This window comes from Streptococcus sp. NLAE-zl-C503, from assembly GCF_900104285.1.
GTDB lineage: Bacteria > Bacillota > Bacilli > Lactobacillales > Streptococcaceae > Streptococcus.
Genome location: NZ_FNJT01000001.1, coordinates 451,310 through 474,191, shown reverse-complemented (window position 1 = coordinate 474,191; position 22,882 = coordinate 451,310). Strand labels below are relative to the sequence as shown.

The 22,882-nt window shown below is 39.7% G+C and carries 21 protein-coding genes and 1 pseudogene; 17 read left to right on the top strand and 5 right to left on the bottom strand.

Annotated elements, in window-relative coordinates:
* Positions 1-33 precede the first annotated feature (33 nt).
* The 7 genes from BLS46_RS02285 (at position 34) to BLS46_RS02255 (ending at position 5,471) form a co-directional block, all read left to right on the top strand.
* Positions 34-762 carry a HEAT repeat domain-containing protein gene (locus BLS46_RS02285; protein ID WP_093585404.1) on the top strand — a complete coding sequence of 243 codons (729 nt, stop codon included), beginning with the start codon at positions 34-36 and terminating at the stop codon, positions 760-762.
* 236 nt (positions 763-998) lie between these two features.
* Entirely contained in the window at positions 999-1,445 is a 447-nt protein-coding gene (locus tag BLS46_RS02280; protein WP_093585402.1) for a hypothetical protein, read from the top strand.
* A 13-nt stretch (positions 1,446-1,458) separates the two neighbouring features.
* Positions 1,459-2,478 carry a hypothetical protein gene (locus BLS46_RS02275; RefSeq protein ID WP_093585400.1) on the top strand — a complete coding sequence of 340 codons (1,020 nt, stop codon included), beginning with the start codon at positions 1,459-1,461 and terminating at the stop codon, positions 2,476-2,478.
* A gap of 105 nt (positions 2,479-2,583) precedes the next feature.
* Complete coding sequence (locus BLS46_RS02270; protein ID WP_000420575.1) at positions 2,584-2,895, top strand: hypothetical protein; 312 nt, start codon at positions 2,584-2,586, stop codon at positions 2,893-2,895.
* Positions 2,896-3,033: 138 nt separating this feature from the next.
* A complete protein-coding gene (locus BLS46_RS02265) occupies positions 3,034-3,771 on the top strand; it encodes a TraX family protein (protein WP_000759203.1) in 738 nt (245 codons plus the stop codon).
* Between the two features lie 132 nt (positions 3,772-3,903).
* Positions 3,904-4,596 (top strand): response regulator transcription factor, encoded by a 693-nt coding sequence (locus BLS46_RS02260; RefSeq protein WP_093585398.1) that lies wholly within the window; start codon positions 3,904-3,906, stop codon positions 4,594-4,596.
* Positions 4,593-5,471, top strand: a complete 879-nt coding sequence (locus BLS46_RS02255; protein WP_093585396.1) for a sensor histidine kinase — start codon at positions 4,593-4,595, stop codon at positions 5,469-5,471. Before BLS46_RS02260 ends, BLS46_RS02255 begins: the two co-directional genes overlap by 4 nt.
* Positions 5,472-5,509: 38 nt before the next feature.
* On the opposite strand, the gene BLS46_RS02250 is transcribed toward BLS46_RS02255, so the two are convergent.
* The 3 genes from BLS46_RS02250 to BLS46_RS02240 all read right to left on the bottom strand — a co-directional run bounded on the left by BLS46_RS02250 (position 5,510) and on the right by BLS46_RS02240 (position 8,135).
* Entirely contained in the window at positions 5,510-6,262 is a 753-nt protein-coding gene (locus tag BLS46_RS02250) for an ABC-2 family transporter permease (RefSeq protein WP_093585394.1), read from the bottom strand.
* 10 nt (positions 6,263-6,272) lie between these two features.
* The gene (locus BLS46_RS02245; RefSeq protein WP_093585392.1) at positions 6,273-7,181 is read right to left on the bottom strand and encodes an ATP-binding cassette domain-containing protein; all 909 of its coding nucleotides are present in this window, start codon (positions 7,179-7,181) and stop codon (positions 6,273-6,275) included.
* A 144-nt stretch (positions 7,182-7,325) separates the two neighbouring features.
* Positions 7,326-8,135 (bottom strand): Cof-type HAD-IIB family hydrolase, encoded by an 810-nt coding sequence (locus BLS46_RS02240; protein WP_093585390.1) that lies wholly within the window; start codon positions 8,133-8,135, stop codon positions 7,326-7,328.
* 146 nt (positions 8,136-8,281) lie between these two features.
* On the opposite strand from BLS46_RS02240, the gene BLS46_RS02235 reads away from it, so the two are divergent.
* The 5 genes from BLS46_RS02235 (at position 8,282) to BLS46_RS02210 (ending at position 17,539) form a co-directional block, all read left to right on the top strand.
* Positions 8,282-8,743: a MarR family winged helix-turn-helix transcriptional regulator gene (locus tag BLS46_RS02235; protein WP_093585388.1), complete on the top strand. Its 462-nt coding sequence runs from the start codon at positions 8,282-8,284 to the stop codon at positions 8,741-8,743.
* Positions 8,736-9,155, top strand: coding sequence for an EVE domain-containing protein (locus BLS46_RS02230; protein WP_093585386.1), 420 nt, complete (start codon positions 8,736-8,738; stop codon positions 9,153-9,155). Before BLS46_RS02235 ends, BLS46_RS02230 begins: the two co-directional genes overlap by 8 nt.
* A 106-nt stretch (positions 9,156-9,261) precedes the next feature.
* Complete coding sequence (gene rexB, locus BLS46_RS02225; protein WP_093585384.1) at positions 9,262-12,537, top strand: ATP-dependent nuclease subunit B; 3,276 nt, start codon at positions 9,262-9,264, stop codon at positions 12,535-12,537.
* Positions 12,534-16,187, top strand: a complete 3,654-nt coding sequence (addA, locus tag BLS46_RS02220; protein WP_093585382.1) for a helicase-exonuclease AddAB subunit AddA — start codon at positions 12,534-12,536, stop codon at positions 16,185-16,187. The genes rexB and addA overlap by 4 nt, the downstream gene beginning before the upstream one ends.
* A gap of 170 nt (positions 16,188-16,357) precedes the next feature.
* Positions 16,358-17,539 (top strand): hypothetical protein, encoded by a 1,182-nt coding sequence (locus tag BLS46_RS02210; protein WP_093585379.1) that lies wholly within the window; start codon positions 16,358-16,360, stop codon positions 17,537-17,539.
* A 33-nt stretch (positions 17,540-17,572) separates the two neighbouring features.
* Here the strand turns inward: BLS46_RS02210 and BLS46_RS02205 are convergent, their stop codons facing one another.
* Together BLS46_RS02205 and mazE are read right to left on the bottom strand one after the other, a co-directional pair.
* Positions 17,573-17,929, bottom strand: a complete 357-nt coding sequence (locus BLS46_RS02205; protein ID WP_093585377.1) for a type II toxin-antitoxin system PemK/MazF family toxin — start codon at positions 17,927-17,929, stop codon at positions 17,573-17,575.
* Entirely contained in the window at positions 17,913-18,128 is a 216-nt protein-coding gene (gene mazE / locus BLS46_RS02200; RefSeq protein WP_001098942.1) for a type II toxin-antitoxin system PemI/MazE family antitoxin, read from the bottom strand. The genes BLS46_RS02205 and mazE overlap by 17 nt, the downstream gene beginning before the upstream one ends.
* A 207-nt stretch (positions 18,129-18,335) precedes the next feature.
* Between mazE and ylqF the strand changes: the two genes are divergently transcribed.
* The 5 genes and pseudogenes from ylqF (at position 18,336) to BLS46_RS02175 (ending at position 22,819) form a co-directional block, all read left to right on the top strand.
* Complete coding sequence (gene ylqF, locus BLS46_RS02195) at positions 18,336-19,187, top strand: ribosome biogenesis GTPase YlqF (RefSeq protein WP_093585375.1); 852 nt, start codon at positions 18,336-18,338, stop codon at positions 19,185-19,187.
* Entirely contained in the window at positions 19,174-19,953 is a 780-nt protein-coding gene (locus tag BLS46_RS02190) for a ribonuclease HII (RefSeq protein ID WP_093585373.1), read from the top strand. The genes ylqF and BLS46_RS02190 overlap by 14 nt, the downstream gene beginning before the upstream one ends.
* A 16-nt stretch (positions 19,954-19,969) precedes the next feature.
* Positions 19,970-21,520: a ClC family H(+)/Cl(-) exchange transporter gene (locus tag BLS46_RS02185; protein ID WP_093585371.1), complete on the top strand. Its 1,551-nt coding sequence runs from the start codon at positions 19,970-19,972 to the stop codon at positions 21,518-21,520.
* A 51-nt stretch (positions 21,521-21,571) separates the two neighbouring features.
* Positions 21,572-22,312 (top strand): CPBP family intramembrane glutamic endopeptidase, encoded by a 741-nt coding sequence (locus BLS46_RS02180; RefSeq protein WP_093585369.1) that lies wholly within the window; start codon positions 21,572-21,574, stop codon positions 22,310-22,312.
* A gap of 65 nt (positions 22,313-22,377) precedes the next feature.
* A pseudogene (locus tag BLS46_RS02175) lies at positions 22,378-22,819 on the top strand (MepB family protein).
* Positions 22,820-22,882: the final 63 nt, after the last annotated feature.

The following is a 22,882-nucleotide window of genomic DNA, read 5'->3' as shown; positions in this document are numbered from 1 at the left end:
TTTTTAAAAGAATAAAACAGCTTGAGGCAAAAAATGGATAAAGAAGATTTACAAAAAGCATATCTTGACTTGGAAAAAGAAAGCTTTCCTTCTGGTAAAAGAATCAAATTTGTAGCTAATTTGGGTAGTTCCCAAGAAATCGCATATCATTATGAACTGATTTGCAAAGATTGGAATGAAGGTAGAAACCTGCATTTAGAAGGTAGCTTTGATAAACATGGAAGAGATGGATTAGAGTTTCTATTTGAACAGTTGGATGAAGTTAAAGATGAAAAACAAAGTGTATTGACTGCGTATCTTATAGCGGAAATCCTTTCTAAATCAAAGCATCGAGATTTTTATTGGTCGCTTTGTGACCAACTGATTCCTATTCTCATTTCACTTTTAGATATAAAGAATACTATTCTTCGTCAAAAGGTGGTCATAGCTTTAGGTTGGGTAGGAACAGAAAAAGAAATTGGTCTTTTGACAAGACAAATGCTAGGTGATGGAGATGCTTTTTGTCGTGCATGGTCTGCGACAAGTCTCATGCAACTGTCCTTTCATAGAGTAAAAGTAGAAATCATATCCAAAGAAGCAAAGACTAGTTTTATTCAAGCTATTACCGAAGAAAAAGACCTCTATGCTTGCGGTATGATGATAGAAGCAGCTCAAATATTATTTGGCAAGAGATGGATATCATCTTCTGCGGTAGAAAATATGGACCTTGAAAAAATTAAAAAGGCTCAAAAATCTGCTATTAGATTTCTAAGTAAGCATTAGGGATCAATTATTTAGAAATACACGTCTGACTACTGGTGCTTTTGAGGAGGGAGAAGAGAAAATCTGTCCTTGATGAGAAATTCTATGGTTTTGGCGATGAAAAAAACATGGCATGTCGATATGCTCTGAAAAAAAGTCCTATGTCCCCTTCTGTAATAATCACAAATTATCTAGACTGCAATTCCTTGAATTAGAAGATTTTTAATTCGTTCTCCAAGCTTTAGACGAGGTTTTATATGAAAGGCAATATGCGAAAGGATTACCTCTATCGGTATCTACTCTACAGATTTGAAAAAGAAACTTTCAAGAATAGTGCTCTGGAAGGGTTTGATCAAGAGGCTAAAGAAAGAATCTGTCAACAGGCGACAAAGACCACCAGACGGATTAGTGTATTTCTCGGTCTGGTCTACTTGATTCTGTTTTGCTTGATAATTATCTGGCTGAATGCGAATTGCTCCCAAAATCCATTCTTCCTATGGTATCAAGGCTACATAGAATCACTATTTCCATTGATCAATGGTGACTGGGGAAGTAGTTGGATTGAGAAAAAAGGGACGATATTATGGATTGCTATCAAGGCTTTCCCCATATTTGTTCTTAATGGGGCGCCCTTTCTTTTGCTTGTGCTACTGATTGCGAATAGAACCTTGAAAAAGAGATTAAAGGTTGAATGTATCAACTAAGGAGAAAATTGAGATGGGTAGAATAGTTGTAATCAGTTCGCTGGCTTTTCTTGCATTGGCATTCTTGGGGATTGGACTCGGCATGTATTTCTTCCTCAAAAGGCTGGTAGTGAATGGGAAATCTGTCTTAGATGAGCCAGTAAATGAACAAACTCGTACAGACAAGATGGGGCTTGGCGAACTTCTGGTTTACTTGTCGATGATTGCGATTGCTGGTGTTTGTGTAGTACAAATCATGAGTAGGGGAGGAACTGGTAATGCTATCCTGGCAAAAATTGTCATCCTACCACCGATTATGGCACTTTTTAATGCTAGAAAACGCACGGGAAAAGCGATGATCGCACTTGTGGTTTCTTTTATGGTGGCTTTATTTCTTATGATAGCTTATGGTCAGATAGGGTTGCCACCCAAAGCTCCAGAATTGATGATAGATGACAAACCGATCACACTAACGCAAACAAGTGTGAGTGGCCTTCTAAAAGAAGGTTTTGACATCTACATCAGAGAGAATGACAGCTTTAGTAACGATTATGATGAGGCTCTTTCTTCGGGGAAAATCAAAAAATATCAGGCTGATAAGAGTATTTTTATCGAAAAAGGTTTTCATCAAGATAGCAATGCTGTGTCGTATGCTCCCTATCTTCTTGGCAAAGATGGTTTAATCCTTGGAAGTATTGGCTTATACGGAGATGACTCAAAAGAAATTGCCTTAGAGAACTGTAAAATTATTCAGTTTAAATTAGATGAAGATCGTATCAAAGCAGCAAAATCAAAAGCTATATCCTATAAGCTGAATGGTGTAGATTTACTGACTAGAATTGAAGAAGGAACCATGCGAACAACCTTTGGTGATAAATTATGGTCAGTTCCGCCTGCACATCCTGTAGACTCGACCCAACTATGGTATGGTATCCAGTGGAAAAGTCGTAGCGACCACCTATTTTGGAATGAATATTTTTCCTTAATTCGCTTGGATGAAAACTACCATATGATAGATTTTGAGCTAGTTGGAGAAGTAGCGCGTGATGATTAGTGAAATGAAGACCTACTAAGTTTTTTTGATGTTATTCTATTTGTACTTTGGTCAGGATTAGTATATAATCTACCATAGAGTCATTTACTAACTAGGAGAAGAATCATGGAATTAAAAGATTTTACTGAAAAAGAACAGGAAATGATAAAGCAGGGACTGACAACATCTGAAATTAGCGATAAGGAAACTGCTGCGAAAATCCTTGCCCTAGTACCTCAGGAATGGATCAAACGCATCCCATTTTTTGTGAGAAAACACGCAACAACTCGGACAATAAAGCGAATTTCCATCGAACATCCAGAGCTCTATGCAGTTGCCAAGAGAAGTGGTGAGATTCCTGAGAAGGAACGAGAAGAATTGCGCCAAATCATTACAGACATTTTCCAAGAAAAAATGAATAAGCATAAAATCAAATAATATCTTTTATAAAAATTAGTTGCTATAAGCCTGTCTTACAAAAATGTAAGATAGGCTTTTTAAATGTAAGATAGGTGTACGATTATACGTGAAAATGTATGCTATACTCTATGTAGATCAAAAAGAAAGAGGTTTATTATGAAAAAATGGAATGCGACGCAGTTGAAGTATCTGATGGCGGCAGTAATGGTTCTAGACCATATTCCGCATATTACCGGAATCGTTTCTCCTTTGTGGGAAGGTATCTTTCACGCCTTGACCCGTTGTGTGGGAGTTTGGTTTGCCTATATGGCTATGGAAGGCTTTATTCATACTCTAAATCTGAAAGACTATCTCATCCGTCTCTGGAGTGGGGCGCTTATCATGTTTTCTGGAAATAGCCTACTCAATGCCTTATTTGCATCTAAAGGAGTAATGGTCAATAACAACATTTTCCTGACTTTGGCCATTGGTGTCACCATGCTTTGGATTGGTTTTCCCAGAAAAGAGCTGGATAAAAAAGAGAAGTTGTGGCGTCGGATTGGGGTTGCTGTTCTCTTGATTTTCGGTTGTCTTTTTACTGAGGGTGGTATCACCATGCTACCATTTCTCTTGATTAGTTACTCTTGCCGAAATCGTAAGGGATTGCGAAATCTCCTCTATACTCTCCTTTGGGCCTTCCTATTAGTGACTTCCATCCATACCTATGATACTTGGTACCAAACCTTGGAAATGATGCTTTACAATTCTGACTGGCTCTTTATCACCGTCTTTCCTTTTCTGGCCTTGTATAATGGACAGCGAGGTAAGGAAACCAGTTGGAATAAATATTTCTTTTATATTTTCTACCCAGCTCATTTATGGATCATAACTTTGATTGCTTATTTGGTTAAGTAGATTCAATATTCATTAGCTCCTTCTTGCTTAAAATGTGAGAGGAGCTTTTCTGTATCTGGAATTCCTAGCAAAACATGTTATAATAGTTTTAGAAAGGACGAGGTTTATGGCGAGCATACTTGTAATTCGAGCATACTTGTAATTGAAGATAATAATGAAATCCAGGAAATCTTGAGAACTCTTCTTACAGAGGAACACGAGGTGATTCAAGCATTTTCTGGCACAGAAGGTATAATGCAATTTGAGAAAGGTGGCATTGATCTCGTTTTGCTAGATATCATGCTCCCTGGGAAAAATGGCGACCAAGTCTTGCAAGCTATTCGACAAACTAGTCAGACTCCGGTCATCATGCTCACTGCTTTGGGTGATAAAAAGCTTATCAGCCAATATCTCCTAGATGGTGCCAATGATTACATAGTGAAGCCTTTTGATTTGGACGAAGTCTCTGCCAGAGTTACTGTGCAATTGCGCCAAAGTGGTGAACATCAGTCAGGAGAGCGAAGAGAAATTGATAACTTCGTACAAAACTTTAAAAATATCCAGTTCGATGCGGATAGTTTTGAAATAAGTAGCGCAACTGAAACCATTCGTCTCGCAAAGAAAGAGTGCCAGATTCTTCAAATGTTGCTCCATCATCCTAAAAAAATCTTCACAAAAGAAGAACTCTATGAATTGATTTGGGAAGAAAGTTACCTGCCTGGAGACAATACGCTCAACACTCATTTAAGCAATCTCCGTAAGAAACTACATCAACTGGATCCAAATCACGAGTACATCGAAACCATTTGGGGAGTTGGTGTCCGATTAAAAGGAGATAAACAATGATTTACATTTTGATATCTTTGTTGCTCCTTATCAACATCATTCTAGCGATTTCTTTGATTCGCTATCATATAGCAATTAGAGATTTAAGCAGACAAATCGAAGAAAAGATTCGCTCTGGTAGCATGAAGAGGATTGGGGTAAATTTCTTTTCAAAGACCATTTTGCGTCTACATAACCAAATTGAGAATCTATTTCAAGAAGTGGAGCAAAATCAGCTAATCATGAAGCGTGAAAAACGCACCCTAGATATGGCAATCAGTAACATTGCTCATGATATTCGTACACCTTTGACAATCGCTTCAGGATACACTCAGCAACTAATAAAACACCCCGATAATAGTTCAGAAACCTTAAATAAAATAGCCCATCATCAGGATTTGGTTTCCAAACGTTTGGAAGCTCTCCTCGAATACCGTCATTTGATGGAAGGAGCAGTCAAACCGAAACTGGAAGAGCTTGATTTATCAACTTTTATAACGAAAAAGACTTTAGCCTATTACGATGTTTTTCAAACTTCACATATTGTTCTTGATTTTAACGTTGAACCTGGATTGAAAACGACGACTGATGAGGACTTGCTTGATCGAATTATACAAAACCTCCTTGGAAATGTTCTCAAGCATGGAAAGGAGAAAGCTCGACTTTCTTTGAAAAAGGAAGAAAATAGGCTTGTTTTGGAAATTGATAATCTTGTCAAAAAATCTATCAAGAATATAGACAATCTCAGCAATCGTTTTTATTCTGAAAATATGTCAGATACCGAAGAATCCTCTGGTTTAGGTCTCTATATTACTGAGGAATTGGTTCATCTTCTTGGAGTGGAAATGAAGCTAGCCACTGATGGAGAATGGTTTTCGGTCTTTATTTATTTTTAACAAAAGAAACCTCCTCTATATCCTAGAGGAGGTCCTTTTTATAAGCTCTTCTTCTTGAAAACGCTTAATCCACTGAGAGAGAAGAAAAGTATGATAGCGATGCAAACCGTAATGGTATAGAGAACGGATTGACTATCAGCAGTCATGGCATAGGCAAAATTTAAGCTCAGATATCGTAGAATTTCAATGTCTGGGAAAACAAGCATTGGCATAGAAAGGATGATAGAGGTAACTAGATAGCCGATAAATACGGTAAGATAGGAGTGAGTCACATAGAGAATAAAGGAAATAATCGAAAGCCAAGCGAGAAGGCAGAGAAATTGAAGGAAAATCATTAAGAGGAGATTGGCAATAAAACCATCAGGTATCGTACCAAGTCCGTTTAGTAGAGTTGAGGGAACAAAAGCAATCACAAGGCTGGCGATGAGTTGTAATAGAGCGATACTTGCTAGAACAAAGGATTTAGCGAAGAAAAACTCTGTACGAGAAACGCCAACTGTCAAACTATTTTTATAGAGCTTGCCGATTAAATCCACTCCGAGAACTAAACATGTTAGTATAATGCAGAGAAAAACGAGGTTTGAATCATTGCTAGACGCATTGATAAGAGCTTCTATCCCATTCCAACCATGGGTAGGAGTCTCTGGTGGTGTTGTATTTACTGACATTAAATGTCCTGTAGCCCCGATAGTGGCACCCATTAGCAAGAGGACAAAGAGAATGAATTCTGTAATCCAGAATCCTTTGGAGCGGAAAAGACGGTAAAAATCTGCTTGAATGGTATGTATCATGATTTTTCTCCTATTCTACCAATTGGGTGAAGTATTCTTCTAGGTTTTGACGGGCAAAGTAAATCTCATCAATAGCAACATCGGTCAAAGTTAGTTGCTTAAGAATCTGTTTGACATCTTGTTCATTACCAAAGATATGGATTTCATTTTCAGGGTTTACAACCTTAAACTGGAGCTGGATTTGTTCTTTCAATACCTGACAAGCTCTTTCTTTGTCGCTTGTTCTAAGTACGATATAATCTTCACTTAGTGTTTCAAATTCAGCTTTGCTGATTTCACGGATAATCTTTCCTTGATCTAAGATACCAAAACGATTAGCTAGGAGATAGAGTTCTGACAAGATATGGCTAGAGATGAGGATAGTTATTCCTTTCTCTTGATTGAGCCGCTGGATCATTAGGCGAAATTCTTTGATTCCAATAGGATCCAGACCGTTAATGGGTTCATCAAGAATCAGGAAATCAGGTTTGGATAGGAGGGCAATGGCGATACCAAGTCTTTGTTTCATTCCTAGTGAGAAATCACGAAAGACTTTTTTTCCCGTATCTGACAACCCAACATAGTCCAAGGTCTCATGAATCACCTTATCAGCATTTGGAATATGACGTATCATACAATAATATTTCAGATTCTGGTATGCTGTTAAGTGATTATGGGCTACAGGTGATTCGATAACAGAACCCACTCGAGATAAAGCCTTGGTCCACTCATTTTGTTCTTGACTAGAAAAGAGGGAAACTGTACCTTTGTCCGCAAACAATAATTGTGTAATGATTTTGATAAGAGTAGTTTTTCCTGCTCCGTTTTTTCCAATTAGACCATAAATATCCCCCTCTTTTATGGTTAGACTAAGATCTTGAAGAATAGCTTGTTGGCCGAATTGTTTGGTCAGTCCATGAATTTCGAGTACTGTTTTCATGATTTTCTCCTTTTGATTTATTTTTCTAACTTTAGTATAAGGTATAGAAATCAAAGAAAGCTCAAGTAATTCTAAAGAGTTTCTAAAGTTTTCTGATTTTTAAAATGTCAAAAACCCAGTTAAGGATTTAACTGGGAATTTTCTCTATAAAATATACTTCTCAATCGCACGCGCGACGCCGTCTTCTTCATTGCTAGCTGTGACGTCATTAGCAAGGGATTTGACATGGTCGCTGGCATTTCCCATAGCAATGCCAAGTCCTGCAAACTGAAGCATTTCGATATCGTTATTGGCATCGCCCATAGCCATAATTTCTGAGGGCTCAATCTTCAAAATTGCTGCTAGTCGAGAAAGAGCAGTAGCCTTTGTCGTTCCAAGCGGCATGGCTTCATAAATAACAGGCTGCGAACGAACGCCGCTGAATCTTTGGCAGAGTTCCTTAGAAAACCGCTGCTCAAAATCGTCTGTTTGCTCTTTTGTTCCCAAAAACATGCCTTGGAACATCCGGTACTTGCCACTAGTTGCTTCCTCAAGGGAAATTTCAGTCAGGTCTGAAAAGACTAGTTTGGCATCATTTTGAACGATTTCATTAGGCTTGCCACCGAGGACAAAATAATGTTCCTCATCGAAAAGAGTCAACTGGACGTCGCTTTTCTCAGCTAGGTCATAGAGGTATTCGATATCAGCTGGGCTGAGTTCTTGCCAGTCAACTAGACTCCAGTCACTGGTCTGATGGGTTGAGCAACCGTTATTGACAATGACATACTCGTTCTGGAGGTCAAGCCCTAGTTTTTTATAGTAGGGGAGGACACCAAAAAGCGGGCGACCTGTACAGAGAACCAGTTTGACACCTTTTTCAATGGCCTGATGAATGGCAGTGATGTGAGCAGCAGGGATTTCCTTGGCGTTATTTAGAAGAGTCCCGTCCATATCTAGTGCAAGTAATTTAATCATAAGACTTCCCTTTCTAGGTGTTTTGCTTTTATTATAGCATATAGACTATAAAATGTCTGACAGAATTGTAACATTCGACTTTCCTTTTCTTGAAAAACAAAATAAATTCTTATATAATATGTATACTTAATATTTAAGGAGGAATAATGTCAAAGTATCACTTTAATTCAATTTACAAAAATGATGAAACAGAGTCTACAGGTCTTCTGTTCATCAAAGTCTACAACAAGTGGGAAAGCAACTTAAAAAGAGTCTTGAAATCAGTTGGCCTCACTTTGCCTCAATTTATCGTTTTGACTTCGCTCTTGTTTTTGAGCAATAGAGAGGATTATGTAACGCAAGTTGATATTGCTCGGTTCACTGGTATGGATGTTATGACGGTTTCCCAGATTGTTAGGCTACTGGAGAAGAAAGACTACATTAAACGTGATCAACATCCAAAGGATAGTCGGGCAAAACTGGTCTCAGCGACGAAGTCTGGCGCGGAGAAGGTCAATCAAGCTTTACCTTTAGTAGAAGGTGTTGATGAAAAATTTTTTGAAAAACTATCTAACGATAGAGAAGTTTTTAATCGCTTTTTAGTAGAGTTGGAGGATAAAAATGCCTAGATATTGGGTAGGAGTTGTTTCGAAGAACCATGTTTTAAGAGGAGTTGAGGGAAATTTTTGTCAGGTCTGTCATGGAAAGGGCGGCCCCTTAAATCGTATGAAAAAAGGTGACTATCTTTTATACTATAGTCCAAAATACGATATGAATGGTCAAGATAAGTTACAGGCTTTTGTGGCCGTAGGTAAAATTATAGATGACAAAGCCCATCAAGTAGAGCAATTTGAAGGATTCTTTCCCTTTAGACGAAATGTCGAGTATTATCTACCAGTCAAAGATTGTTCCATAGAAATAGCCAGACAACATCCTGGATGGAGAGACTATACTTCTCGACTTCGTTATGGACATTTTGAAGTTTCCAAAGACTTTTTCCTCCATATTTTTCAACATATGAAAGTGGAAGATGAAGTATGATTGATTTGCTAGTTAAATGATTATCAACAAGAATTTTGGATTTGGACTGTGAAGCGAACTTTGCTATAATAGAGTAAGAAACTTTGATAAACCAAATGAGGCTAAGATGAAATTACTGTATACTGATATTAGGTCTTCTTTGACAGAAATTCTTACTAGAGAGGCAGAAGAGCTAGTGGCTACTGGCAAGCGGGTTTTCTACATTGCCCCCAACTCTCTTTCATTTGAAAAGGAACGTGCCGTGCTGGAATGCTTGTCCCAGCAGGCTTCTTTTGCGATTACCGTCACGCGCTTTGCTCAAATGGCTCGTTACCTGATTTTAAATGACTTGCCTACAAAGACCAGTCTTGATGACATCGGCCTTGGAATGGCCTTTTATAAATGCCTTGCGGAACTGGACCCCAAAGAGTTACGTGTTTATGGAGCTATTAAACAAGACCCTCAATTTATCCAGCAGTTGATTGAACTTTATCACGAGATGACGACTGCTCAGATGAGCTTTTTGGACTTGGAAAGTTTGACCGATGAGGATAAGAGAGCAGATTTACTCTTGATTTTTGAGAAAGTAACTGCTTATCTCAATCAAAATCAGTTGGCTCAGGGAAGTCAGTTGACCCATTTGGTTGAGGCTATTGAGAATGACAAGGTAAGTAGTGATTTCAGTCAGCTTGCCTTGGTCATTGACGGTTTTACCCGTTTTTCTGCCGAGGAGGAGCATGTGGTGGATCTGCTCCATCGCAAAGGTGCCGATATTGTCCTTGGTGCTTATGCAAGTAAAAAGGCTTATACCAGTCCTTTCACTGAAGGGAATCTCTACCAAGCCAGTGTGGAATTTCTTCATCATTTGGGGGCAAAATATCAAACACCTGCTCAGAATCGTTCTCAGACTCATGAGAAGATGGATAGCTTTGACAAGGCCTCTCGTTTGCTGGAGTCTTCTTATGACTTCTCAGAACTCGCTTTGGATATCGATGAGAAGGACCGTGAAAACCTGCAAATTTGGTCTTGCTTGACGCAAAAAGAGGAGTTGGAGCTGGTAGCCCGTAGCATTCGTCAGAAATTACATGACAATCCAGAACTGAGTTACAAACATTTCCGAATTCTGTTAGGAGATGTGGCTTCTTATCAGTTGTCCTTAAAGACTATTTTTGACCAGTACCAGATTCCATTCTATCTTGGTAAAAGCGAATCCATGGCCCATCATCCCTTGACCCAGTATGTGGAGTCTATTTTGCGTTTAAAACGCTACCGTTTCCGTCAGGAGGATTTGATTAATCTTCTCAGAACAGGCTTGTATACTGACCTTAGCCAAGCGGATATCGATGCTTTTGAGCAATATCTTCGCTATCTTGGCATCAATGGCTTGCCAGCTTTTCAGCAAACCTTCACTAAATCCCACCATGGAAAGTTTGATTTGGAGCGTTTGAACGCCATTCGTCTGCGAGTTTTAGCGCCACTTGAAACCTTATTTACCAGTCGAAAACAAAAGGCTGAAAATCTCTTGCAAAAGTGGAATACTTTTCTAAAAAATGCTGCCTTAAGCAAGCAGATGCAAGACTTGACAGCTACTATGGAAGCTCTAGAACAGGAAAGACAAGCTGAAGTTTGGAAAGCCTTTTGTCATGTTTTAGAACAATTTGCGACAGTTTTTGATGGTTCACAAGTTAGTCTGGAGGACTTCCTAGCCTTGCTCCACTCAGGGATGAGTTTATCTCAGTATCGCACTATTCCAGCGACAGTGGACACTGTTCTGGTGCAGAGTTACGATTTGATTGCACCACTGACTGCTAACTTTGTCTATGCCATTGGACTCACTCAGGATCATTTACCAAAAATCGCGCAAAATACTAGCCTTTTGACAGACGAAGAAAGACAAAGTCTAAACCAAGCTACTGAAGAGGGAGCGCAATTACTGATTGCAAGCAGTGAAAACCTCAAGAAAAATCGCTATACCATGCTTTCCTTAGTTAATGCTGCCCGTAAACAGTTGGTGTTGTCAGCACCAAGTCTTCTCAATGAAAATGAGAGCAAGGAATCTGCCTATCTTCATGAACTGGTTAGTTTTGGATTTAGCCGGATAGAGAAGAAGATTCATCAAAAAAGTCTGTCTAAGGATGATATGGGTTCTTATCACAGTCTCTTGTCTAGTCTGGTTGCTTATCATCAGCAAGCGAATTCTAGTGAAAATGAGCAAGATTTGACCTTTGTCAAGGTTCTAGCGCGTGTCATGGGGAAAAAACTTGATCAAAAAGGTCTTACAAATCCAGCTATCCCAACTAGTCCAAGCAGCAAGCCTTTAGCTAGGGAAACCTTGCAGGCTCTCTATCCAGCTGACAAGGAGTTTTACCTGTCTACGTCTGGTTTAACGGAGTTTTACCGTAACCAATACAGTTATTTCCTCCGTTATGTCTTAGGTTTGCAGGAAGAATTGCGCCTTCGTCCAGATGCTCGCAGTCACGGAAATTTCTTACACCGTATTTTTGAACGTGCCTTGAAACTGCCTGCTGAAAATCCGTTTGATCAACGTCTGGAGCAAGCTATTAAGGAAACCAGCCAAGAACGCGAATTTGAGGCTATTTATCAGGAAAGTTTGGAAGCCCAGTTTACCAAGGAAGTTCTACTTGATGTTGCGCGAACTACGGGCCACATCCTTCGTCATAACCCAGCCATTGAAACCATCCAAGAGGAAGCAACATTTGGTGGCAAGGATCAGGCATTTATTCAATTGGATAATGGTCGCAGTGTTCATGTTCGAGGCAAGGTTGACCGTATTGATCGCCTGAAAGCAGATGGTGCGCTAGGAGTGGTGGACTACAAGTCTAGTCTGACTCAGTTCCAGTTTCCTCATTTCTTCAATGGGCTTAATTCCCAGTTGCCAACCTATCTTGCTGCCCTAAAAAGTAAAGGGGAGCAGAACTTTTTCGGTGCTATGTACTTGGAAATGGCAGAGCCTGTCCAATCTCTGTTGACCGTTAAGAATTTGGCAGGAGCAGTAGTGGAAGCCAGCAAGTCTATGAAATATCAGGGTCTTTTCTTAGAAAAAGAAAGTAGTCATTTAGGGGAATTTTACAATAAAAACAAGGTCAATCAGCTGACAGATGAGGAGTTCCAGCTCTTACTAGACTATAATGCCCATCTTTACAAGAAGGCAGCTGAGAAGATTTTACAAGGCCAGTTCGCTATCAATCCATACACAGAGAACGGAAGAAGTATTGCCCCATACGTCCAGCAACATCAGGCAATTACAGGATTTGAAGCCAATTACCATTTGGGTCAAGCACGTTTCCTAGAAAAGTTAGACCTAGCGGATGGCAAACGACTGGTCGGAGAAAAACTCAAGCAAGCTTGGTTTGAAAAAATGAGAGAGGAGTTGAATCGATGAAGCCCATTTCCTTTTTAACTGAGGAAGAAATTCAAAAACTGCAAGAAGCAGAAGCGAGTTCGAGCAAGGAACAGAAGAAAACAGCCGAGCAAATCGAAGCTATTTATACGGCAGGGCAAAATATCCTTGTTTCAGCGTCTGCTGGTTCTGGGAAAACATTTGTTATGGCAGAGCGTATTCTGGATCAGTTAGCGCGTGGTGTGGAAATCAGCCAACTCTTTATCTCGACCTTTACTGTCAAGGCTGCTACAGAACTAAAAGAACGCTTGGAGAAAAAAATCAACCAACAAATCCAAAAAACCAACGATGTCGAGCTCAAACAGCACTTGGGACGCCAGTTGGCAGATCTGCCAAACGCTGCTATAGGAACCATGGACTCTTTCACACAAAAATTCCTTGGCAAACATGGTTATCTGATTGATATCTCACCTAATTTCCGTATTCTACAAAATGAAAGTGAACAGTTAATCTTAAAAAACGAAGTTTTTCATCAGGTTTTTGAAGACCATTACCAAGGTGAGAATAAAGAGAAATTTAGTAGTTTGGTGAAGAACTTTGCTGGGCGTGGCAAGGATGAACGAGGTCTACGCCAGCAAGTCTACAAAATCTATGATTTTCTCCAATCCACTAGCAGTCCCCAAAAATGGTTGAACGAGTCTTTTCTCAAAGGGTTTGAAAAAGCTGACTTTACAAATGAGAAAGAGAAACTAACTGAGCAAATCAAGCAGGCGCTTTGGGACTTGGAAAGTTTCTTCCGTTATCATCTGGATAACGATGCCAAGGAGTTTCCCAAAGCTGCCTATTTAGAAAATGTGCAGTTGGTTCTGGATGAAATTGGCTCCTTAAATCAAGAGTCCGATAGTCAGGCTTATCAAGCAGTGCTTTCTCGTGTTGTCGCCATCTCTAAGGAGAAAAATGGTCGGGCTCTGGCTAACTCCAGTCGTAAGGCCGATTTGAAACCACTGGCAGATACCTATAACGAGGAGAGAAAGGCCCAGTGTGCTAAACTAGGACAACTAGCGGACCAGATAACGATTCTCGACTACCAAGAACATTATCATGAAGATACCTGGGAGCTAGCTAAAACCTTCCAAACCTTTATGAGTGATTTTGTGGAGGTTTATCGTGAACGTAAACGCCAAGAAAATGCCTTTGAATTCACTGATATCAGTCATTTCACCATTGAAATTTTAGAGAATTTCCCACAAGTCCGCGAGGCTTATCAGGAACGATTCCACGAAGTCATGGTCGATGAGTATCAGGATACCAACCACATTCAAGAACGGATGCTGGAATTGCTGTCGAATGGTCACAATCACTTTATGGTGGGAGATATCAAGCAGTCCATCTACCGGTTCCGTCAGGCAGACCCGCAGATTTTCAATGAAAAATTTCAACGCTATGCGCAAAATCCTCAAGAAGGAAAACTGATTTTGCTCAAGGAAAATTTCCGTAGTAGTTCAGAGGTGCTGTCAGCAACCAATGATGTTTTTGCACGCCTTATGGACCAAGAGGTCGGCGAAATCAACTATGACAGCATGCACCAGCTTGTTTTTGCCAATACCAAACTGACTCCCAATCCAGACAACAAGGCAGAATTTCTCCTCTACGACAAGAACGATAGTGGGCAAGAGGAAGAAGAAAGTGATGCAGACACGAAACTCACAGGAGAAATGCGCCTAGTTATCAAGGAAATCTTGAAGCTCCATCAGGAAAAAGGTGTTGCCTTCAAAGAAATTGCCCTTTTGACTTCCAGTCGCAGTCGAAATGATCAGATTCTACTTGCCTTATCTGAGTACGGAATTCCAGTTAAAACCGACGGTGAGCAAAATAATTATCTCCAATCCCTAGAAGTACAAGTCATGCTGGATACTCTTCGTGTCATCCACAATCCCCTGCAAGACTATGCCTTGGTTGCACTGATGAAGTCTCCTATGTTTAGTTTTGATGAGGACGAGTTGGCACGCTTGTCCCTTCAGAAAATAGAAGATAAGGTCCAAGAAAATCTCTATGAGAAACTGGTCAATGCTCAAAAACTCGCAACAAGTCAGAAAGAGTTAATTTACAAGGATCTAGCTGAAAAACTAGATCAATTCATGGATATCTTGGATTCTTGGCGCTTGTATGCCAAAACCCACTCTCTCTATGACTTGATTTGGAAGATTTATAATGACCGTTTTTATTATGACTATGTTGGGGCTTTGTCCAATGGGCCAGCCAGACAGGCCAATCTTTATGCCCTAGCTCTGCGAGCTGACCAGTTTGAAAAGAGTAATTTCAAAGGCTTGTCTCGTTTTATACGTATGATTGACCAAGTCCTAGAAGCCCAGCACGATCTCGCAAGCGTAGCCGTCGCACCGCCTAAAGACGCAGTAGAGCTCATGACTATTCACAAGAGTAAAGGGCTGGAGTTTCCTTACGTTTTTATTCTCAATATGGATCAGGACTTCAACAAGCAAGACTCGATGTCAGACGTTATTCTCAGTCGTCAAAATGGGCTTGGTGTCAAATACATTGCCAAGGTGGAAACAGGAACAGTAGAATCTCACTATCCTAAAACCATTAAACTTTCCATCCCCAGCCTTACTTATACGCAGAATGAAGAAGAACTGCAACTGGCTAGCTATTCAGAGCAGATGCGTTTGCTGTATGTTGCCATGACACGGGCTGAGAAAAAGCTCTATCTTGTCGGTAAGGGTTCTCGTGAAAAGCTGGAAGCCAAGGAATATCCACCAGCTGAAAACGGAAAACTAGATAGCAATACCAGACTGCAAGCCAAGAATTTTCAAGATTGGATCTGGGCTATTAGCAAAGTATTTGCCAAGGACAATCTCACCTTTAGCTATCGTTTTGTTGGTGAAGACCAGTTGACCAGGGAAGCTATCGGTGAATTGGAAAACAAGAGTCCTCTACAAGATAGCTCTCAATCAGATAACCGCCAGTCTGAAACGATTAAAGAAGCCCTTGAAATGCTGAAAGAGGTGGAAGTTTATAATACTCTTCACCGCGCAGCCATTGAACTACCAAGTGTTCAAACCCCAAGCCAAATCAAGAAATTCTACGAACCCGTTATGGATATGGAAGGGGTACAAATTGCTGGTCAAACTCAATCACCGGAAAAGCAAATCAGCTTTGATTTACCAGATTTTTCAACTAAAGAAAAAGTAACTGGAGCTGAGATTGGTAGTGCCACTCATGAACTTATGCAGAGAATTGACCTTAGTCAGCAACCAACACTTGCCACTCTGGAAGAAACTCTGCAACAAGTTCAAACTGGTCCAGCTGTTAGGGAAAAGATTAATCTTTCTAAAATTCTTGCTTTCTTTGACACATCACTTGGTCAGGAGATTCTCGCTAATACCGACCATCTCTACCGCGAGCAACCTTTCTCCATGCTCAAATGCGACCAAAAGAGTCAGGAAGACTTTGTTGTTCGTGGAATCTTGGACGGATATCTGCTTTTCGAGGATCGTATTGTCCTTTTTGACTATAAGACTGACCGTTATGATGAAGCAAATCAGCTTATTGAACGCTATCGTGGTCAGTTAGCCTTATACGGAGAGGCTTTATCTCGTGCCTATTCGATTAAAAATATTGAAAAATACTTAATCTTACTCGGCAAAGATGAGGTTCAAGTTGTAAAAGTATAATTTATACTCTTCGAAAATCAAATTCAAACCACGTCAGCTTCACCTTGCCGTATGTAAGGTTACTGACTTCGTCAGTTTCATCTACAACCTCAAAGCAGTGCTTTGACCAACCTGCAGCTAGCTTCCTAGTTTGCTCTTTGATTTTCATTGAGTATTAGAAAGGAGACCTCATGCCACTTCCAGTTAGAAAATCCCTACACGATGCGGTTTTACAGGCTTCAAAAGCTGATACCTGGGAAAAAGCTGCCAAGGAATGGAATGAAGTTTCCTTGATTTTTAATGGCATTGGTCGTAGTAATTGCGTCTGTGGGAATGCCATTAAATATGCCTACGAACTCTTTAACGGTGTTACAGGTCAACGCCTCTTTCCGATTGGTAGCGATTGTGTTCGTCATTTTCATCGACTGACTTTAGACCAGCAACTGGAAGAGGAAGAAAAACTACTCAGGAAAGTTGAAAACCTAATCAGAAAAGCTCAGAAAAAGGAAAATATCAAGGTCAATAAAAGCGATTTTGACGAACGACTTCTAAAATGGTTTTGGGAAAAAGGTGTTTTCAAAGCCAATCGTGGCAATCAATTCGCACCTGAGAAAGATTACCAACTTTTCCTAGAAGTCTTTCAAGGCGGAAGTTGGACCAAGGCAGAGCCAAAGAAAAAGGCTCGTATGGAAGAAGTGCTGGAAAAGTGTATCAAACCTTTTTTACTTGGTAAGTCTGATGATGATCAACTCTACCTTGTCAAACTAGGTAAGGAAAAAATAGATTACGAGCAGCATTTACGGATTCAAGCAGAGAAAGAACGTAAAAAGAGAGATAAAATCGCCAAGCAATACGCTGACAATCTCATTCTTGCCATGGGACCTGCAGAACGCGCTTATCAAGATTACTTTGGCTTTACAGAAACTTTGACCCAAGAAGAACGAAAGTGGGAAAAAATCCTCTTTGGTAAGAATAGAGAAGAACGGGCTGTCAAGGCTAAACAAAACCAAAAGGAGCTGGAAAAGGATCAGCGAATCGCGAACCAAGATCCTATTGAACGAAAGCAAAAGCAGACTTGGCTTCTTAATTCTTATTTTAGTGGTTTGCCTGATGAAAAAGCCAGATTTTCTCGGCTTCTATTAGAATATCGAAAAAGTGGTGAAGTACCCTTTTCAGATGATTACTTATCTGGGCATCTCATCGACTTTTTCTACAAGATGAAAGCCTTTGAGTTTGAAATTGCACCAGAACAAGTTCGAGATTTTCTAAAAGAATGTCTTCAGACAGAACATCTATCATCAGCACAAGAAAGCTGGATTAGAGGGATTTTGTCAAACTGCCTTCACCCGTTTTTAGATAGGTTACTCATATAGAAAAAATCCTACCTTGTCTATGCATGGTAGGATTTATGTATCTCCGAAGATGTACTGGTAAAGTTGGACTACTTTCTGAAAACACTGCGTATCCATACTTGTTATTTTTTGAGCATTGCGCATCCGAAAATCAAAGGTATACAATTGAAATGGATTGACAGCGCCATCTACCTTATCCGACGAAACAGGAACGAGCAAGCCTTTTTCTGCCAACCGTTGTTGGCCATGAGTGATAGGACAGACAGCCACAAAACCAGTTTGCAAGGCATATTCTCTCCTAGAAACAACCAAGGCAGGGCGCCGTTTTTGAATTTCACGGCCAACTGATGGATCAAAGTCAAGCCAAATGATATCTTGCTTTTCAGGAATATACTCAGATTTCGCTATCAAGTGACCTCACCCCTTCAAAATCATTTGTCATTCTCAAATCAGTAATCCCGTCAAAAGGATCTTTTAGTTTTGGAGCCAAGACAATAACCCCATCAATTCCTTTATAGACAACCATTTCTTGACCTTCCGTCATACCCAAATTTTTAGGAATGGTCACTGTGAGAGAATTTCCCACCTTCCGAGTCTTTACTGTATTCATCGCTCTACCTCCACGAAACCGTATATACAAAGTATATACCAAACAACACATTAAGTCAAGTAAACATTTAATTACATAAATTTAGTTATGTACTATAGTGTGATTTTATTTTAGTCAAAGCCTGTGCAAAAACACCTAATTTATGATAGAATAGATAGTGAGAAAGAAAACGTTTTATTACGTTTTTTTAGTCGGAAAGGGAAATTTATGGCTACTATTCAATGGTTTCCGGGCCACATGTCTAAGGCTCGGCGACAAGTTCAGGAGAATCTAAAATTTGTTGATTTTGTGACGATTTTGGTGGATGCGCGTCTACCTTTATCTAGTCAAAATCCTATGTTAAACAAGATTGTGGGTGATAAACCCAAACTTTTGATTTTGAACAAGGCAGATCTGGCTGATCCAGTAATGACAAAAGAATGGCGTCAGTACTTTGAATCACAGGGAATTCAAACACTGGCTATCAATTCCAAAGAGCAAGTAACTATAAAGGTCGTGACTGATGCAGCCAAAAAGCTCATGGCTGATAAGATTGCACGCCAGAAAGAACGCGGTATCAAAATTGAAACTTTGCGTACCATGATTATCGGAATTCCAAATGCCGGCAAATCAACCCTGATGAACCGTTTGGCTGGGAAAAAGATTGCAGTGGTTGGCAATAAACCAGGTGTTACCAAGGGTCAACAATGGCTTAAAACCAATAAAGACCTTGAAATCCTAGACACACCAGGGATTCTCTGGCCTAAGTTTGAGGATGATGCTGTCGCACTCAAACTGGCCTTGACTGGAGCAATTAAAGACCAGTTGCTTCCTATGGATGAAGTGACCATTTTTGGTCTCAATTATTTCAAAAAACATTATCCAGATAAGCTAGCTGAACGCTTCAAACAAATGAAAGTTGAAGAAGAAGCACCTGTTATCATCATGGATATGACCCGTGCCCTTGGTTTCCGAGACGACTACGACCGCTTTTATAGCCTCTTCGTCAAGGAAGTCCGTGATGGAAAACTCGGCAACTACACCTTAGATACATTGGACGACATCGATGACGACGATTAAAGAAATCAAAGAACTTCTTGCCACTGTTAAAGAATTAGACAATCCTCTTTTTCTAGAATTCGAAAAAGATATCCGTTCTGGAGTTCAAAAGGAAATCATCAAGCGTAAAAAAGCCATTCAGGCTGAACTGGATGAGGATCTTCGGTTGGAATCCATGCTTTCCTATGAAAAGGAACTTTACAAACAAGGATTGACCCTAATAGCAGGTGTTGACGAGGTCGGTCGTGGTCCGCTGGCTGGACCTGTGGTTGCTGCAGCCGTTATCTTGCCAAAAAATTGTAAGATTAGAGGCCTCAACGATAGCAAAAAGATCCCCAAAAAGAAACATTTGGAAATCTTTCAAACCGTTCAAGAACAAGCATTAGCAATCGGTGTCGGAATCATAGATAATCAAGTCATTGACCAAGTCAATATCTATGAAGCGACCAAGCTTGCCATGAAGGAAGCAATCTCCCAGCTCAGTCCGCAACCTGAGCACCTCTTGATAGATGCCATGAAACTGGAGTTGCCAATTTCACAAACCTCCATCATCAAAGGAGATGCCAACTCTCTCTCTATTGCAGCTGCATCTATAGTGGCCAAGGTGACACGGGATGAATTGATGAAGGACTATGATGATCAATATCCTGGATATGATTTCGCTGCCAATGCTGGATATGGAACGGCAAATCACTTAGAAAGTCTCGATAAACTAGGTGTTACTCCCATTCATCGAACCAGTTTTGAACCGATAAAATCACTGGTTACAGCAAATAAAGAAAGTTAAATTGGAGGAAATGATTATGGAGGAACAGTCAAAAACACTTAGTTCCAAGAAAGAATTTGCCTTTGCCTCAAGCACCATATTATCCCAAGTTGGACGAGGAATCATTGTTGGTCTCGTCGTCGGGGTAATCGTCGGATCCTTTCGTTTCTTAATCGAAAAGGGCTTCCACCTGATACAAGGACTCTATCAAGATCAAGCGCACATAGTGCGCAATCTTTTTATCATTGGTCTATTTTATTTAATAGTTTGTTGGCTTAGTGCGAGACTAACTCGGTCGGAAAAAGACATCAAGGGTTCAGGAATTCCTCAAGTCGAAGCCGAGCTGAAGGGACTCATGACCCTCAACTGGTGGAGTGTCCTCTGGAAGAAATATGTATTAGGGATTCTTGCTATTGCCAGTGGTCTTATGCTAGGGCGTGAAGGGCCGAGTATTCAACTTGGAGCTGTTGGTGGTAAAGGTATTGCCAAGTGGCTCAAATCTAGCCCAGTAGAGGAACGCTCCCTGATTGCCAGTGGTGCTGCAGCTGGCTTAGCTGCTGCCTTTAATGCTCCGATTGCTGGGTTACTCTTTGTCGTAGAAGAAGTATACCACCATTTTTCCCGCTTTTTCTGGGTCTCAACACTAGCAGCTAGTCTCGTAGCAAACTTTGTCTCACTACTCATATTTGGCCTAACACCTGTACTAGATATGCCAGACAATATTCCTCTCATGACCCTAGACCAGTATTGGATTTACCTGGTTATGGGAGTTTTTCTCGGGCTTTCTGGTTTTCTCTATGAGAAAGCTGTACTCAATGTTGGTCAAATTTATGAATGGCTTGGTCAAAAAATCCATTTGGATAGAGCTTATTATCCAATCCTAGCCTTTATCCTCATCATACCAGTCGGAATTTTCTTACCTCAAATTCTTGGTGGTGGAAATCAGGTCGTTCTTTCTTTGACTGAGCAAGATTTTAGTTTTCAGCTTCTATTATCTTACTTTTTGATCCGCTTTATTTGGAGCATGATTAGTTATGGAAGCGGCCTCCCAGGAGGAATTTTCCTACCCATTTTGGCGCTTGGTTCCTTACTAGGTGCCCTAGTCGGTGTTATTTGTGTCAACCTTGGATTTGTCAGTCAGGAACAATTTCCTATATTTGTCATTCTGGGAATGAGTGGCTACTTTGGGGCAATATCTAAGGCTCCCTTAACTGCTATGATACTCGTAACCGAGATGGTCGGGGATATTCGCAACCTCATGCCGCTTGGCTTAGTGACCTTAGTTGCCTACATCGTCATGGATTTGCTCAAGGGTACTCCAGTCTATGAAGCCATGCTAGAAAAAATGCTACCAGAAGAAGCAACAGATGAAGGAGAAGTTACCCTAATTGAAATCCCTGTTTCTGATAAAATAGCAGGAAAACAGGTTCACGAGCTCAACTTGCCACATAACGTACTCATCACCACCCAAGTCCATAATGGCAAAAGCCAAACAGTTAACGGCTCAACTAGAATGTATCTGGGTGATATGATTCACCTGGTGATTCCAAAAAGTGAAATTGGGAAAGTCAAAGATTTGTTGTTGTAAGCTTCGTTTACATAATTTATTTTGCGTAAAATAAATTTGAAAGGATTCTCTATGAAAAGAAATAAGGCAATTGCGGTATATTTGCTAGGCACATTTAGCCAGTTAGTATCAGTTTGTCTTCTTTTCTTTCTATTGAATCATTTTTCTGTTCATTCCAATCTATTAACTATTTTAGGAATCTTTCTAGGTGGGATTTCTTCAGCTCTTTGGGGAATAATTGTTGCAAATCACTATTTTCATATTCATTTTAAGAAGATCGTAAAAGATTTTTTTAACATCCATACTAGTTATAAACATTATTTATTATCTTTTTTCCTAATTATCCTTGATTTTTCTTTTCTAATGTTTGGTGGGAAAATAATAGAATTTAGCTGGTATCTCCCATTTTTGATGTTCTTCAAATTTATTGTGTTTGGTGGTATAGAAGAGATTGGATGGCGATATGTCTTTCAACCAATTTTACAAGAGAAGCTACCGTATTTTCACTCAACAATCTCAACTTTTTTCAGCTGGGCGCTTTGGCATCTGTTGTTCTTTTACATCGATGGTTCCCTAACGACACTGCAAACTCTACCGTTTTTATTTGGATTGCTGACAAATTCTTTCATACTCTCAGCTCTTTATATCAAAACAAAGAATCTTTGGATTTGCGTTATGACACATTCGATCATTAACGTCTTGTCTCAGCTAACCATAGATACTGATCTATACGAAACCTACCTGATTAAAATTTTCGTCATTTTGATATCCTGCTATATGGTAATACATAAAAAAGATGAGTATAGTCAGTAGCTAATTTTGTTGGAAACAGTATTATTCTTAGGAAAAGTTATTTGCTAAGGAGGACATACATCATAATGAAAATACTCGATGTTCTATATAATTTTTATGGCGATTTTGATTTCATTTAAGAAAAATACAATGAAAAATACGAAGGTACTCTTATCAAGATAAAGGAAGAGCAAGAATATAAAAGATGCCACTTGGCAAAAAACACCGAAAAAAGAAGGATATTTTACCGTTTTCTGGAAAAAAGACCAAGATAACAAGAACATTCCTTATACCAATGAAGATCTTGGGACTGAGCTGATTATCGTTGTCATCGATAAAGATAAGGTGGGACTATTTATTATTCCAAAAGAGGTGGCTATTCATAAAAAAATTCTCTCAGCAACAAATTGCAAAGGAAAAATGTCTATGAGATTTTATCCTCCTTGGTGCACAAATTTAAATAAAACAGCTCTAGCAACACAAAAATGGCAATTGAAATACTATAGAGAAATTGACAAACAAGCATAAGTTATTATCATTTTGCCGGATTACATACACACAAAGACCTGTTTCTTATGATTGCAGAACCAG

Coding starts and splice junctions, on each gene's coding strand:
- BLS46_RS02285 (WP_093585404.1), top strand. CDS start 34: ATGGATAAAGAAGATTTACAAAAAGCATATCTTGACTTGGAAAAAGAA.
- BLS46_RS02280 (WP_093585402.1), top strand. CDS start 999: ATGAAAGGCAATATGCGAAAGGATTACCTCTATCGGTATCTACTCTAC.
- BLS46_RS02275 (WP_093585400.1), top strand. CDS start 1,459: ATGGGTAGAATAGTTGTAATCAGTTCGCTGGCTTTTCTTGCATTGGCA.
- BLS46_RS02270 (WP_000420575.1), top strand. CDS start 2,584: ATGGAATTAAAAGATTTTACTGAAAAAGAACAGGAAATGATAAAGCAG.
- BLS46_RS02265 (WP_000759203.1), top strand. CDS start 3,034: ATGAAAAAATGGAATGCGACGCAGTTGAAGTATCTGATGGCGGCAGTA.
- BLS46_RS02255 (WP_093585396.1), top strand. CDS start 4,593: ATGATTTACATTTTGATATCTTTGTTGCTCCTTATCAACATCATTCTA.
- BLS46_RS02250 (WP_093585394.1), bottom strand. CDS start 6,262: ATGATACATACCATTCAAGCAGATTTTTACCGTCTTTTCCGCTCCAAA.
- BLS46_RS02245 (WP_093585392.1), bottom strand. CDS start 7,181: ATGAAAACAGTACTCGAAATTCATGGACTGACCAAACAATTCGGCCAA.
- BLS46_RS02240 (WP_093585390.1), bottom strand. CDS start 8,135: ATGATTAAATTACTTGCACTAGATATGGACGGGACTCTTCTAAATAAC.
- BLS46_RS02235 (WP_093585388.1), top strand. CDS start 8,282: ATGTCAAAGTATCACTTTAATTCAATTTACAAAAATGATGAAACAGAG.
- BLS46_RS02230 (WP_093585386.1), top strand. CDS start 8,736: ATGCCTAGATATTGGGTAGGAGTTGTTTCGAAGAACCATGTTTTAAGA.
- rexB (WP_093585384.1), top strand. CDS start 9,262: ATGAAATTACTGTATACTGATATTAGGTCTTCTTTGACAGAAATTCTT.
- addA (WP_093585382.1), top strand. CDS start 12,534: ATGAAGCCCATTTCCTTTTTAACTGAGGAAGAAATTCAAAAACTGCAA.
- BLS46_RS02210 (WP_093585379.1), top strand. CDS start 16,358: ATGCCACTTCCAGTTAGAAAATCCCTACACGATGCGGTTTTACAGGCT.
- mazE (WP_001098942.1), bottom strand. CDS start 18,128: ATGAATACAGTAAAGACTCGGAAGGTGGGAAATTCTCTCACAGTGACC.
- ylqF (WP_093585375.1), top strand. CDS start 18,336: ATGGCTACTATTCAATGGTTTCCGGGCCACATGTCTAAGGCTCGGCGA.
- BLS46_RS02190 (WP_093585373.1), top strand. CDS start 19,174: ATGACGACGATTAAAGAAATCAAAGAACTTCTTGCCACTGTTAAAGAA.
- BLS46_RS02185 (WP_093585371.1), top strand. CDS start 19,970: ATGGAGGAACAGTCAAAAACACTTAGTTCCAAGAAAGAATTTGCCTTT.
- BLS46_RS02180 (WP_093585369.1), top strand. CDS start 21,572: ATGAAAAGAAATAAGGCAATTGCGGTATATTTGCTAGGCACATTTAGC.